The sequence below is a fragment of the Endoryza foliicola genome (assembly GCF_050589245.1).
Lineage (GTDB): Bacteria > Bacteroidota > Bacteroidia > Chitinophagales > Chitinophagaceae > Endoryza > Endoryza foliicola.
In genome coordinates, this window is the sequence record NZ_JBOBEW010000001.1 from 79233 (window position 1) to 94092 (window position 14860).

Genomic DNA, 14860 nt, shown 5'->3' on the forward strand with positions numbered 1-14860 from the left:
ATTGATTTGAGGTTACAAAGATACAGATCAAATTAAGAATTAACCCTCAAGAATTCAATATTGTTCACTAGCGAATTGATTGTTATAGCCTTGTACCCGAATGAACTTCTAAAACTCAACAATAAACCCGATGGTGGGCGTTACTTGCACGCTGCTATTATTGATGAAAGTTGGAATGGCGTTGGAACCATCTGCCTTTATCGCTTGACCGTCTGTAGTAACGAAATTCTTACCATCTGCTGTTCTTGTAAAGCTATAGCTATCTTGTTCACTGGTGCGCGCACCATACCAATTGGTGATGTCTAAAAACAGATCAAGAGTTGTTCTTTTCAAGTTCCATTTTTTATCGATGCGTATATCACTGGAATTGAATGCGCCCAACCGTTGCGTATTTAACAAAGCATAATTCAATACTCCTTGACCTAAACTAAGATAGTTGAGTTGAGAAGCAGCCAAATCATATGGTGTAATGGGAGCCCCCCCTTGATAACGGAATTTCAAACCTAACTCCCAGTTCTTTTTGAATTTATAGCCTCCTGTGATGCTCAGCAAATGACGATTGTCCCAACTGCTTGGAATGTAGATGCCTGAATTGCCGGTGTATTCACTTCTATAAAAAGTATAGGAAACAATTCCAAAGAAGCGTTCCGTTAATTTCTTTTGCGCAAAAAATTCAAAGCCATAAGCCCGGCCTTTTCCATTGGTGGTAACAGCCTCATTTCCCAATACATTAAAATCACTGCCCAAATTCGACAAAGAAATTCCGTTTCTAACCGAAACAGGTACGTTGCCATATTTCTTGTAGAAGCCTTCCAATGTGAAACGTAAGCCATCGTTTGGTAAGAATTCAAGCCCCGCTGCAAAATGGTCACTCTGCAAATAGTCGGCATTTTTATTTACCAAGTTGTTGTTATTATCTGCATACCCAAGAATGGTATACGGTGCAATTTTATAATAGCGTCCAATAGAAGCATTGGCAGTCCAACGATCACTCAACACATAACTTAAACTCATTCTTGGAGAAAGTGTTCTCAAACCATCAGCGCCGTTGGTTGTAAAACTATTCATGTCAGTACGAATGCCGGCACTCCAACCCAAACGATTGTTCAGTAAACGCTTCGATACTTGCGCAAAGGCTCCGTATTTAAAAAAATTTCCCAAAGGGCTATTGAAATTTACAATCACAGCAGGTTGAAGCACTGCACCGTTTGCATCGGTAACCTGTTTGCGAATCACGCTGTAGGTATTGTTAGTAAAATCGGCCAATTGAGCCATGGCACCGTAGCTCCAACGCCAGCCATTTTTTGATTGATTGATATCCCAACGCAGTTTCCATTCTTTCTCTTGAGAACGGTATCTCAAGGTTTGTTGGTTTGGATCCTTCAACTGATTGTCTTCATAACGATCAATCTTATTATCGAAATTGTTATTGCTCAAAGCCAGGTTCCAATAGCCTCTGTTCACTAGTTTCTTCAATGTAATACCTACAGTATAGTTCCATTGATTGATAAGAGGGTTAGAATTCAATATGTATACTTTTTCTGGGCTTGCTTCTTTTGGAACTGCAAAACTGAATTCATCAATAGCACCAATGGCGAGAACCGAAAGACTTGTTTTCTTATTGAATTGATGCGTAACCTTCGTTTGAAAGTCCCAATAGTTGGGTCGAATGGGAAGATCCAAAGCCGTGAAAAGTAATTGTAAATATGAGCGACGGGCCGAAGCCAAGAAAGTTGTTTTCTTGTTTTTAGAGAGCGGCCCTTCTAAAGTGGCCGCTAATTCGGTTGCACTTAAACGTATGTTACCTTGAATTCTGGTGGGATTACCGTTTTTTTGTTTGAACTGGAATACTGAACTCGCCGCGTTATCGTATCGAGCATCAAAAGCAGAAGTACTGAGTTTCACTTCTTCAATAAACGAAACATTCAAAATGCCCTGTGGCCCACCTGCGCTGCCCTGTGTTTGGAAGTGGTTGATCACCGGAATTTCAATTCCATCCAAATAGAAAACATTTTCATTTGGTGCGCCACCGCGAATAATGATATCGTTTCTAAAACCTCCGCCACCTACACCACCGCCCACACCGGGAAGGGTTTGGATTACTTTACTGATATCGAAATTTCCTCCCGGATTCGCTTTAATTTCTTCTGTAGTGAGTTTTTGAACACTCAAAGGTGTTTCCAGAGTGGCTACCCGAGCGGTACGTTTGGTTGTTTTTACCACCACTTCTTTCAGTTCGGTTGCTTCCGGCTCCAATTCTATTGAAAGGGTGAGTTCATTACCGGAAGTAAGGTTAAGATTGTAAAGGGTGGTTGGTTTATAACCAATTGAGCTGGCTGAAATAGAATAAGCCCCGTAATTCAACCCCGAAATTCGGAAGGCACCGAGGGAATCGGTTACCAATCCCCTTCCCCCGGGTTGAACAATTATCGAAATTCCCGAAAGGGCTACTCCTGTCACTTTATTAGTCACTTTTCCGGAAATGCGCCCTGAACTCTGTGATTGAGCAGTAAGCGTAACTAATTGAAATATAAATAGAAAACAAGCAAGAACAAAGACATTTCGTGAATTCATGGTAAGGTATTCTGTGAAGCCTATAAACAAGATAGGAGAAAAAAGGTTGTACAATTTTTCGAAAAAAGAAAGAAAAAATTTGGAGTTTCCAAACATCATCGTAATATTGCGATATAAATTTGAATATGGGCGCAACTAAAGCAGATGAATTTTCAGTAAAAGACAATCGCGTGGCGAAAATCGCCAAAGCCTTGTCACATCCGGCTCGGGTAGCAATTGTTCGCTTGCTGATCAGCAAAAAAGCGTGCATTTGTGGTGATATAGTAGACGAGCTCCCCTTATCGCAAAGTACCGTTTCACAACATTTAAAAGAATTGAAAGAAGCGGGCATCATCAAAGGAAATATCGACGGCACAAGCATTTGTTATTGCATTGATGAAACCAATTGGGCGAGCGCACAAGCCATGCTAAATGAGTTTTTCGATAGCTACGAAAAACCTTGCAACAACTGCGGTTGATTTTTTTTGGCCAAATCAATCGCAATATTACGATAACATTAAAAAATTAAAAAGATGACAACGGATCAAGAATTGAAAGATCTGGTAAGAGAAAAATATACCGAGATCGCTCAACAATCGAAAGAAACAAATGCCTCTTCCTGCTGCGGAAGCGGATGCTGCTCTACAGAAGTGTATAATATTATGACAGACGACTACACCGGACTGGAAGGTTATACTGCCGACGCAGATCTCGGACTAGGATGTGGTTTGCCTACTCAATACGCAGGTATTAAAAAAGGAGATGTAGTAGTGGACTTAGGAAGCGGAGCAGGAAACGATTGCTTTATTGCCAGAGCTGAAACAGGCGAAACAGGTAAAGTAATTGGAATCGATTTTACCCCGGCCATGATTGAAAAGGCGAGAGCCAATGCCGACAAACTTGGTTATAACAATGTAGAATTTCGTCAGGGCGATATAGAGCAAATGCCCATCACTTCTAATGTAGCCGATGTAATTGTGAGCAATTGCGTATTGAATTTGGTTCCAAATAAAGATGGTGTGATCAAAGAGATCTATCGTGTACTGAAACCAGGCGCTCACTTCTCCATTTCAGATGTAGTACTTGAAGGCAAGCTCCCTGATGGATTGCGCAACGAAGCTGAAATGTATGCCGGCTGTGTATCGGGTGCCATTCAGAAACAAGTATACCTTGAATTAATTGAGTCAAATGGCTTTAAAAACATCCAAGTTCAAAAATCAAAGCCAATCATCATACCGGACGACATTCTTTCAAAATATTTAACTGAAGCGCAAATTCAGGAAGTAAAATCAGGTCAGTTTGGTATTTTTAGCATTACCGTATATGCCGAAAAACCAACCAAGGAGGAAAAAGCTTGTTGTGCTCCGGGTTGTTGCTAATTAAACACAAAACTTTCATATGAACATTCTTATTCTTTGTACAGGAAATAGTTGTAGAAGTCAAATTGCACATGGTTATTTGCAATATTTTGCAGGGAACAGAGCCACTGTATACAGTGCCGGAGTAGAAACCCACGGAGTAAATCCGAAAGCCATTGCCACCATGAAAGAAGATGGCATCGACATTAGTGGGCATACTTCAAATAATGTGCTTGAATACACCGGAATTGATTTTGATTACATCATTACCGTTTGCGACAATGCAAAAGAACGCTGTCCGGTATTCCCAAGTAAAGCTCAAAAATTTCATTACAATTTTCCTGACCCGGCAAAAGCCACAGGAACAGAAGCTGAAATTACGGCGGCCTTTGCGTCCGTACGAGCCCAAATCAAAGAGTATTGCAAGAATTTTGTAGACACACACTTATAAAAAAGGCCTTCGGGCCTTTTTTAATTAATAATTAAGAATTAATAATTGGGACCTGCTGGAAATGTGAGTGAACTGAACTTCAGAACAACAGTTAGGCTAACGAGCACAATTTGATACTGCCATTTTCAGCCAACCAACTACTCACACAACAACTTATATTTTAATTCAAACCACCATTCAAATTATCCGAGTATAAGCATCCGATATTAAAATAATTGTCATTTTTACACTTTTTCTGAAGAATGCTTCAAATAAAAAGAAGTTTTCTTATTTTTAAGGACAATTCTGAGGTATGATAACGAATGCGCCAACATATAAAAATGCCGGAATTTTAATGGAGCAAACCATGCGCTGGTTCGGCCCGAATGATACGGTTAGTTTAGCAGATATTAAACAGGCAGGTTGCACGGGGGTAGTTACCGCACTACATCACATTCCTAACGGAGTAGTTTGGTCTATCGAAGAAATTCAAAAAAGAAAAGAAATCATAGAAGCGGCCGGACTAAAATGGAGCGTAGTAGAGAGCATTCCGGTTCATGAGGCCATCAAAACACAAACAACCGGTTTCGAACAATACATTCTCAACTACCAAGAATCGATTCGGAATTTAGCTGCCTGTGGCGTGAAAATAGTTACCTATAATTTCATGCCAGTGTTAGATTGGACCAGGACCGATTTGTCTTTTGAAGTAGAAGATGGCAGTAAGGCATTGCGTTTTGAAATGGCAGCATTCATAGCGTTTGATTGTTTCATGTTACAGCGTCCGTTGGCGGCAGCCTCTTATACCAATGACCAATTGATTCGAGCACAAGAAAAGTGGGAGAGCATGACCGAAGACGAGAAAACTCTCCTTCAAAAAAACATAATTGCAGGGCTACCGGGCAGTGAAGAATCATTCACCCTCGATCAATTCCAAAAAGCATTGGAGCCTTATAAAGAAATTGATGCCGATACTTTGAGAAAGCATCTGGTACATTTCCTAAAAGCAATTGTGCCTGTGGCAAAAGAATGTGGCGTGGTATTGGCCATTCACCCCGACGATCCCCCCTTCCCCATCCTTGGTCTTCCTCGAGTAGTGAGCACAGCTTCCGATATTGACTATCTGATCAAAGCTATTCCTGATATCACTAATGGATTATGTTTTTGTACGGGTAGCTATGGGGTAAGAGCCGATAATGATCTACCTTCAATGGTAACCCAATTTGGAGAGCGCATCCACTTCCTCCATTTGCGAAATACCAAGAGAAACGAATGGGGTGATTTTTATGAAGACAACCATTTAGAAGGAGATGCCGACTTTTATGAAATCATTAAGCGCGTTTACGCCATTCAACAAGAAAGAGGTATCAGCATTCCTGTTCGTCCGGACCATGGACATCAAATGCTCGACGACTTGAAAAAGAAAACCAATCCGGGTTATACTGCTATTGGTAGATTGAGAGGTTTGGCAGAGATACGTGGAATGGAAATCGCTATTGCGCGATCAACATCGAACTAAAAACGAAAGCTTCTATATGAATCGGAAACACTTTCTCAAAAACGCATCTATTTTGAGCGCGGGAGCTTTGCTGCTTCACGATCAAGCTTTGGCCCTCCATCAAAAAAACTACACGGTTCAGGATATTATAAATATCCTAATTGCCGAAGCGAAAGGCGTTCGTTTGCCCACAACTGTAGACACAATAAAATTTGGTAAAGCAGACGCGCCGGTAACAGGAATTGTAACCACCATGTTTCCGACTGTAGAAGTTATAAAACAAGCAGCTTCTTTAAAAGCCAATTTAATTGTAGTTCACGAGCCCACTTATTTCAATGGCGACGACAAGAAAAATTTGATCGCTAATAACTCAGTTATAAGTGACAAAGATGCGTTAATGGAAAAAGAGGGCATCACCATTTTCAGATACCACGACTATTGCCATAGAATTAATCCGGATGCAATTACCTATGGTTTGCTCAGAAAATTAGGTTGGCTTGAATATTATAAGAATGGAAAGTTTGTATTCGACATTCCAACAATGGAATTGAAACAACTAGCGAAACACTGCAAGAAAAGTCTTTCCCTAAAAATGCTGCGCTACATTGGTTCCGATGCCCATGCCTGCACTAAGATTGCAATTATGCCAGGGGCTTGGGGCTCAGCGGCTCATATGAGTACTATTGAAAAAGAACAACCTGACGTATTGATTATTGGCGAAGGCATTGAATGGGAAACTATTGAATACATCAGAGACGGGTTGGCCTTGCAACATAAAACTGCCTTAGTTGTGCTGGGGCACTCGGTAAGCGAAGAACCGGGTATGGAATGGGTAAGTGAATGGTTGCAGAAGAAAGTACCGGAACTGAAAGTAACTCATATTGCTTCAAAAGATCCTTTTACTTGGTTATAATAAAACAAACACATGAACAAGAAAATCGTAGTTGCCGCTCTTTTGGTATCGCTGGTTTCCAATGTATGGTCACAAACTAAAATGACCATGTACAAAAAAGCCGATGCACCTCAAATCAGCCGTCATATTTATGGCCATTTTTCAGAACACTTAGGTCGTTGTATATACGATGGCTTCTGGGTGAGCGATACTTTGGGCGTACCTAAAAAAGACCGTATTCGATTAGACATTGTGGAGGCATTGAAAAAAATTAAGATACCTAACCTCCGCTGGCCGGGTGGTTGTTTTGCCGACGAATACCATTGGAGAGATGGAATTGGCCCTCGCGATAAACGCCCCAGAATGGTTAACACCAATTGGGGAAATGTAACGGAAGACAATAGCTTCGGAACACATGAGTTTCTTGAACTTTGCACGCTTATTGGAACAGAACCCTACTTATCTGCCAACGTAGGAAGCGGTACAGTAGAAGAAATGAATAAATGGGTGGAATATGTTAACTCACCAAGCAGCAGTTCTGTGGCGCAATTAAGAAAACAAAACGGTCAAGATAAACCTTGGAATGTTCAGTTTTGGGGAGTTGGAAATGAAAGCTGGGGCTGCGGCGGATCAATGACTGCTGATTTCTATGCTGACCAATACCGCAGGTATGCTACTTATTGCAGAGATTACCCAGATGCCACATTGAAAAAAATTGCTTCTGGCGCCAGTGATTGGAATTTCAATTGGACTGAAACACTTATGAAAAAGATTCCACTCGATATGATGTGGGGCGTTTCATTACACTACTACACTTTACCGTTCGATTGGAATAAAAAAGGCTCGGCTACTGTATTTGACGAACCAATCTACTTTACAACCATGCAAAAAGCATTGCGCATGGATGAACTGATTACAAAACACAGTACAATCATGGATCGTTACGATCCTAACAAAAAAGTGGCGCTTTGCGTTGATGAGTGGGGCATTTGGACGGATGTAGAACCCGGCACTAATCCTGCATTTTTGTATCAACAAAACAGTATGCGCGATGCATTGATTGCAGCCAGCACCTTAAACATTTTCAACAAACACGCCGATCGCGTTCGTTTAGCAAACTTAGCGCAAGCAATCAATGTTTTACAAGCGCTGATCTTGACCAAGGGAAGAGAAATGATTCTCACTCCTACTTATCATGTATTCGATTTATTCAAAGTACATCAAGACGCTACTCTTTTGGAGTTGAATTTCACCAGCCCCGACTACCAAAGTGGTACTCAAAAAATTCCGGCAGTGAATGCCTCTGCCTCGCAAGATTCAACCGGCGCGATCCATATTAGTTTTGTAAACATCGATGCTAACAAAGCTCAAACCATTCGCCTTTCTTTAAACGACTTAAAATGGAATGGAGCCACTGGTGAAATTCTTACTGCACCGGCTTTCAACTCCGTAAATAGTTTTGAAAAACCAAATCAAGTTTCGATTACTGGATTCTCTGGCTTTAAAAAAGAAGGAAATGAATTGGTAGTGACGCTTCCGAAACTAAGCGTTGTTGTTTTGACTTTGAAATAAGAACTATGAAAAGACTCCTAACAGTTTTGTTGGCAAGCTTCCTTTACTATGTAGGAATTGCTCAAACACCTCATCTGGTGCAGGTAGACGCCACCGCCAAGTCATTCGATATATCCCCCAATATGTGGGGGATCTTTTTTGAAGACATCAACTTTGCTGCGGATGGTGGTATCTATGCCGAAATGGTGAAAAACCGTTCCTTTCAATTCAATGAACCCTTGATGGGCTGGGATATTGACGAAAAGAACAATAGAAACGGCATCATCTTAATTATGAATCAGGCAGGTGCCAACAGTCGCTACGCTCAACTTCGAATTTCTAATGATAGTTCAGGCTTTGCCTTTAGCAACGAAGGATTTAGAGGCATGGGATTTAAGGAGGGGCAAAGCTATCAGTTTAGCATAGACGCAAGATTGAAAGAACTAAAAGCAACGGACTTAACAGTATGTCTTTTAGATTCGAATAAAAAGACAATCGGAAAAGCCAGCATTAAAATTGAAGGGAATCAGTGGAAAACTTATACCGCCACAATCAAAAGCAGTGCAACCAATCCGAAAGGCAGTTTGTTGCTTCACTTTTCAAAAGCAGGGAATGTTGACGTTGATATGATTTCACTGTTTCCAACAGATACCTGGAAAAACAGACCCGGTGGATTAAGAAGAGATTTGGTTCAATTATTGGCGAATTTAAAACCGGGCTTTATCCGGTTCCCCGGAGGTTGTATTGTAGAAGGACGTGACTTAAGCAACCGTTATCAATGGAAACAAACAGTTGGCGCATTGCGCGATCGTGTTCCGCAAATCAACAGATGGAATACTGAATTCAAATACCGCGATGCTCCAGACTATTTTCAGAGTTACGGATTGGGATTTTATGAATACTTCTTGTTGGCTGAAGATATTGGCGCCAGTCCATTACCGATCTTAAACTGTGGAATGGCCTGTCAATTCAACACTGCCGAATTGGTTCAGATAGACGACTTGCAACCCTATATTCAAGATGCGCTTGACCTGATTGAATTTGCAAAAGGAGACGCAAAATCGAAATGGGGAAGTTTGCGAGCACAAATGGGACATCCTGCTCCTTTTGAGTTGAAATTTATGGGAGTTGGAAACGAACAATGGGGCGAACAATACTTAGAGCGTTACACTGTATTTGCAGATGCCATTCACAAAAAATATCCCGAGATCCAATTGGTATCAAGTGTTGGCCCCTTTTCAGGTGGTGATTTGTTTAATTACCTTAACCCCCGTTTGAGAAAATTAGGGGCCGACATATTAGACGAACACTACTACGCTCCGCCTTCTTTCTTTTTCAGATCGGCTAGCAGGTATGATAACTATGACCGCAATGGTCCCAAAATTTTTGCAGGAGAATACGCTTCTCATATACCCAATACAGATGGCATGGCAAGAAGCACTTGGTTTGCCGCCATGAGTGAAGCGGCCTTCATGACGGGATTAGAACGGAATGCCGATGTGGTAAGAATGGCCTCTTATGCGCCACTACTGGCACACGCCGATGCGTGGCAATGGAGCCCCGACTTAATTTGGTTCAATAGTTTATGGAGTATTCCTACTGCCAATTACTTTGTACAACAAATGTATTCAACCAATCGAGGAACTCATGGCGTAAAGATTCTTGAAAACAATCAGCCGCTTGCAGGAAAAGACAGTTTGTATGCCAGCGCCGTGGTAGACACTGCCAGCAAAGAATTGATCATTAAAATTGTAAATACATTACCAAAAGCGCAGCCGATTCAATTCATGATTAAAGGCACGGTTTCTGCAAAAGCATTGATTAAAGGTCAGGTCCTAAAAAACAATATTGACCTTTACAACACATTTGCGAAACCAACGGCCGTAACTCCTGAACAGATCATAATAAACAGTAAAGGGAATAGCCTCCCTTATGAGTGCCCTCCTTACTCGTTTACAGTTTTGAAGATTCCCATTGATAATTAAGTAGTTAGAAAGCAGTTTCCAATACCGTTAAATTATGTAGTTTTGTGCCCCTGATGCGTCTTTTCGTAACAGGGGCTTTTTTATGAAATTCTATAATATTATTATTCGTTACCGCCTTTATATTGGTTTGGCGTTGATTGCATTGGGTGTAGTAGTGAACTTGAACGCCGGTTTCTGGCCAGGCTTCCCCGCACATTTTGTAGGCGTAATTTTGATCGCCGGTCACTTTTTTATTGGACCCTTACGCATCATTCAAGAGTATTTGGAAGCCGGTGATATGGAAGGCGCCGAACAAGTATTGAATAGCATTCGTTTCCCTAATTTGTTATACAAACCCATTCGTTCAGCTTATTATACAGTTAAAGGTCAAATGGCGATGATGCGCCAAGACTTTGATGGTGCTGAACAAATGATGAAGAAAGGATTGGACTTGGGCTCACCAATGAAAGAAGTAAAGGGAGCCAGCATGCTTCAAATGGGTATGATCTCTCTTCAAAAGGGCAATATGAAACAAGGCGAAAGCTATATCCGTCAAGCCATTCGCGAGGGATTGCCTGATAAAGAAAACGAAGCAGCAGCCTATTTGCAAATGAGTACTATTATGATGAACAAGAGAGAATTCAGAGCAGCAAAGGAATTCTTTAGAAAAACAAAAGCATTAAAACCTACTAGTCCTGAAATTGTGAAGCAAATCAAAGAGATTGAAAAATACATCAACCGTATTCCGGGATAAGCTTTGAGTTCTAATCAAAATAAAAAGGCCTGCAAGTAGAACTGCAGGCCTTTTCGTTTATAACAATTAAGCAAGAGTTGTTAACCAAAAAGTTCTTTCACTTTGTCGAAACGATAGTCGAAAATGGAAGCCAATTTCTTCTTAATGAACAAGCTATTAGCAATATCACCAATAAACCATCCCGGAATCTTATAATGAACGATATCTGTCATTTCAACGCCTCCGTCTTTTTCAACAAAATGATGTTGGTGATGCCACATTACATAGGGGCCAAATCGTTGCTCATCGACGAAGAATTTCTTGTCTTCCACATGAGTAATCTCAGTCATCCAATACATTTTTATACCGAGAACAGGACGAACATGATATTCAATCAGTTGTCCGGCATACATTTTTGACCCGTGAAAACTGGAGATGATTTCAAACCCCATCTCTTTGGGAGTGATGGTTTGAAGGTTTGCCGGGCTGGAAAAAAAATCCCAAGCTTTTTCAAGTGTAATGGGCATCCATTGAACCCGTTTCAGTGAGTATACAGACATATTAATGATTGTGTATACTAATAACCCTTCAGCGGTAAAATTGTTCGATTCAAAATTAGAGTCCGAATTCAGTCTTTATTTGATCGATGCATGCATTTACGATCTTCACTACTTTTTCTACCAAAGGTTGAATGGCATCAGTATTGGTAGCAGTTTTTCCATTTGACTCTACGGTTCTAATATCTTCTTTGAGAGAAGTAATACCCATAGAATCGATGGTACTTTTTAGCTTGTGCGCCACTTTTCCTGTTTGCTCCCAATTCCCTGCCGCGGCATTTTGTTGTAAATCAGATAAGGTTGCCGGCATCGTATCTACGAATAATTGCACCATTTTCTTAACGAATCCTTGATCGCCACCGGAGATTGTTTCCACCATACTTAGGTCGTAGAGTTTGTCGAATGTTTCCATTTTAGAATTTTTGTGAGCCAGGCTCATGCTACCCATGTTCTGGGGTTGTAAGATATTTGAAATTGCGATAAATAATTTTGTTTCATCAAAAGGCTTGGCAAGATAATCATTCATTCCCGCACCCAAATACTTCTCACTATCTCCTTTTAATGCATTCGCGGTTAGGGCGATAATTGGAATAGAAGCAACGGATGGATTGCTTAGTTTTCTAATTTGTCGGGTAGCCTCCATTCCATCTAGTATGGGCATTTGAATGTCCATTAGAACCAGATCAAAAGGTTCTTCTTGTACTTTCGATAAAGCCTCTGCCCCATTGTTAACCAAACACACTTCGAAGCCCCAGGATTGCAAAATATGCTTTACAAGATATTGATTTAATTCTACATCTTCAGCCACCAACACTCTTCTAGAACCTAAACTTTGAAAATTAATTTCAGTGGTTGTTTTCTCTGAATCCGGAATTACCGTGCTCTCCTCAAACGGAACAATGAATGTAAAAACCGACCCTTTTCCGGAATCACTTTTCACATCAAAGTAGCCACCCATCATCGATACAATTTCTTTGCAGATACTAAGTCCTAGCCCTGTTCCACCATACATCCTCGAAACCGAACTACTGGCTTGAACAAAAGGTTCAAAAATCTCTTTTAGCTTGTCGGCCGGTATTCCTATGCCGGTGTCTTCAATTCTTACTTCTATTTGATGACGCGTTCCTTCTGCACTAAGTTCCGTCAACACTACTCGAACACTTCCCTTCTCTGTAAATTTGAGGGCATTGCTAATTAAGTTATTTAAAACTTGGCTCAATCGGTAAGGGTCACCCGTTACAACCAAATTGTCTTTAAGCTTGTTGTCAAATGCGAGAACAATGTCTTTTTCTTCAGCCTTGAAAGTAAATCCCTGGATACACATTTCCACTCTTTCGGCCAATCGAAAAGGTACATTTTCGAATTGAAGCTTCCCCATTACAATCTTTTCCAAATCCAATACATCGTTTACGATCATTAACAGATTCTTCGAAGATTCTTGAATCAGTTTCAAGTATTGTTGTTGTTGTGGATTGAGTGCCGTTTTGGCCAATAATCCGGCGATCCCCATTACTCCATTCATTGGTGTACGAATCTCATGACTCATATTTGCCAAAAAGGCTTCTTTTGCCTTTGCAATCTCTTCAGTAGCCTTCTTTGCTATTTTCAGTTCTTTTTCTGCTTTGATCCTTTCTGTGATATCCAAAGAGAACCCAATTACATAAGGCTCTTCATCCTCTTGTTCCATCAAAAAGTTATGATACAACAGGTAAATTTTTCTTCCATCTTTTGCTAATACGGAAAAAACACCTTCGGCTTTTTTATATTTTCTGATGTTATCGAGATACAATTCTTGGAACAAGGCCCTCTGATCTTCCGGCATAAAATCTGAAACCGGCTTTCCGATCATTTCTTCAGACGTGTAATTGAACGCGTTTAAGATGGCGGGATTTACCGATTGAAAGAGTCCTTTCAAATCATGTGTGCAAATAAGTGCCAAGCTATTTTCAATCAATGATTGATAACGCTCAGCCGATTTGATCCCTTCCTTTTGAATGTTTTTAATAAATGTGATATCAGTATGCGTACCTAAGATCTTCAAAGGCAGCCCATTGGTGCTTTTTTCGGTGACCATTCCCCTATCCAACACCCAATGAATAGAGCCATCATTGTGATAAATGCGGTATTCCAAACTATGATGATCAATCAATCCTGCTTTATACAGTTCATCATTCTTTTTTAAAATGTTTCGGTCTTCCGGATGTACACGATCCCACCAGAGCTTCGCATTGCTTTCAATTGGCTCTTCTTTTGTACCCAACATCTCAAACTCTTGCTTCGAGAAAAATGTTTCATTGGTTTGGAAATCATGTTCCCATACATTGTCTCCAAGCCTTTCCAAAGAAAACCAAAGACTACTGGCACGTTTCTCCACCATTTTTCGGGCTGTAATATCAGTTGCATAACCAATAAACATCCTGATTTCCCCTTTCTCATCTAGAATCGGCGCCAGGTGTCTAAAAATATATTCCATGGAACCATCCGGTTTAACAGATTGTTCTTCCCACTGTTGTTCTTTCTTAAACTTCTTAATTAAATCGTATCGTTCCTGTCGCTTCTTTGCGATCTCCATGTTTTTACCTCTCATCCTGCAGTAATCTGCATCCGTTTTCCCAATAATCCATTCTCTTACTTCAGGATTTCGGATCGCTTTAGGGTTTACAAACATATAGCGTTGATCCTTGTCTATTACCGCTAAGTCTGCCGGAACATTGTTCAAGATGTCTTCATAGAAAGCTTTCTGATCTTTAAGTTTTTGATCAGCAATTCGTTGCTGAGTTACGTCTTTCAGTACCCACAAATTCCCTTTATAAATACCATTTGCCCATATTGGAATAAACTCAACGAGAACAATTCGATCGTATTGCAAATGAACTTCGGTTGCTCCAACCGGTGCACGTTCTGCCCAATAATTACCGTGGATAACATCAAATATCCCTTGTTCTTTAAAACTTCCTGCAATACGATTGAGTATTACTTTCGACTCGCAACCCACTAAATCGGCTGGCGCAAACGGCAAGTGAAACAAATCGCAGAATTGCTGATTAACGAGTACTGTATTGCCAAATTCGTCTTCCATCCATACAGCATTCTGCAGGTTTTGCACCAATAACATCATTCTGGTGCTGGTTGCCAGTAACTCCTCGTTTTTATTGGTAAGAACCTCGGTACGTTCTTTTACTTTTTCTTCTAACTTCTGGTTAATAGCGTAGAGCTCTGAAGATTTTTGTTCTAAAATCAGTTCAACGGCTTTCCGTGCCTGTCGCTCCCGCTCTAAGATTTCCTTTAAAGCAGCAATTTCATGGGTCAAGTCTACCTGCATCA

Annotated in this window: 11 protein-coding genes; 8 read left to right on the forward strand and 3 right to left on the reverse strand. The window is 40.6% G+C overall.

Annotated features, from left to right (window positions below):
• Positions 1-108: 108 nt before the first annotated feature.
• Positions 109-2574, reverse strand: coding sequence for a TonB-dependent receptor (locus ACQ2HE_RS00310; protein WP_430895681.1), 2466 nt, complete (start codon positions 2572-2574; stop codon positions 109-111).
• Positions 2575-2699: 125 nt separating this feature from the next.
• Between ACQ2HE_RS00310 and ACQ2HE_RS00315 the strand changes: the two genes are divergently transcribed.
• The 8 genes from ACQ2HE_RS00315 (at position 2700) to ACQ2HE_RS00350 (ending at position 11000) form a co-directional block, all read left to right on the forward strand.
• Entirely contained in the window at positions 2700-3032 is a 333-nt protein-coding gene (locus ACQ2HE_RS00315; RefSeq protein ID WP_430895679.1) for an ArsR/SmtB family transcription factor, read from the forward strand.
• Between the two features lie 54 nt (positions 3033-3086).
• On the forward strand, positions 3087-3932 hold the full coding sequence (locus tag ACQ2HE_RS00320; RefSeq protein WP_430895677.1) for an arsenite methyltransferase: 846 nt from the start codon (positions 3087-3089) through the stop codon (positions 3930-3932).
• Positions 3933-3951: 19 nt separating this feature from the next.
• On the forward strand, positions 3952-4362 hold the full coding sequence (locus ACQ2HE_RS00325; RefSeq protein ID WP_430895675.1) for an arsenate reductase ArsC: 411 nt from the start codon (positions 3952-3954) through the stop codon (positions 4360-4362).
• Positions 4363-4654: 292 nt separating this feature from the next.
• The gene (gene uxuA / locus ACQ2HE_RS00330; protein ID WP_430895673.1) at positions 4655-5860 is read left to right on the forward strand and encodes a mannonate dehydratase; all 1206 of its coding nucleotides are present in this window, start codon (positions 4655-4657) and stop codon (positions 5858-5860) included.
• A 16-nt stretch (positions 5861-5876) separates the two neighbouring features.
• Complete coding sequence (locus ACQ2HE_RS00335) at positions 5877-6752, forward strand: Nif3-like dinuclear metal center hexameric protein (RefSeq protein ID WP_430895671.1); 876 nt, start codon at positions 5877-5879, stop codon at positions 6750-6752.
• 12 nt (positions 6753-6764) lie between these two features.
• Entirely contained in the window at positions 6765-8303 is a 1539-nt protein-coding gene (locus tag ACQ2HE_RS00340) for an alpha-N-arabinofuranosidase (protein WP_430895669.1), read from the forward strand.
• A gap of 5 nt (positions 8304-8308) precedes the next feature.
• The gene (locus tag ACQ2HE_RS00345) at positions 8309-10267 is read left to right on the forward strand and encodes an alpha-L-arabinofuranosidase C-terminal domain-containing protein (protein ID WP_430895667.1); all 1959 of its coding nucleotides are present in this window, start codon (positions 8309-8311) and stop codon (positions 10265-10267) included.
• A gap of 82 nt (positions 10268-10349) precedes the next feature.
• Positions 10350-11000, forward strand: coding sequence for a tetratricopeptide repeat protein (locus tag ACQ2HE_RS00350; RefSeq protein WP_430895665.1), 651 nt, complete (start codon positions 10350-10352; stop codon positions 10998-11000).
• A gap of 80 nt (positions 11001-11080) precedes the next feature.
• Here ACQ2HE_RS00350 and ACQ2HE_RS00355 read toward each other — a convergent pair whose 3' ends face one another.
• Both ACQ2HE_RS00355 and ACQ2HE_RS00360 read right to left on the reverse strand, forming a co-directional pair.
• Entirely contained in the window at positions 11081-11539 is a 459-nt protein-coding gene (locus ACQ2HE_RS00355; RefSeq protein WP_430895663.1) for an SRPBCC family protein, read from the reverse strand.
• Positions 11540-11594: 55 nt separating this feature from the next.
• The gene (locus ACQ2HE_RS00360; protein ID WP_430895661.1) at positions 11595-14858 is read right to left on the reverse strand and encodes a PAS domain S-box protein; all 3264 of its coding nucleotides are present in this window, start codon (positions 14856-14858) and stop codon (positions 11595-11597) included.
• Positions 14859-14860 lie beyond the last annotated feature (2 nt).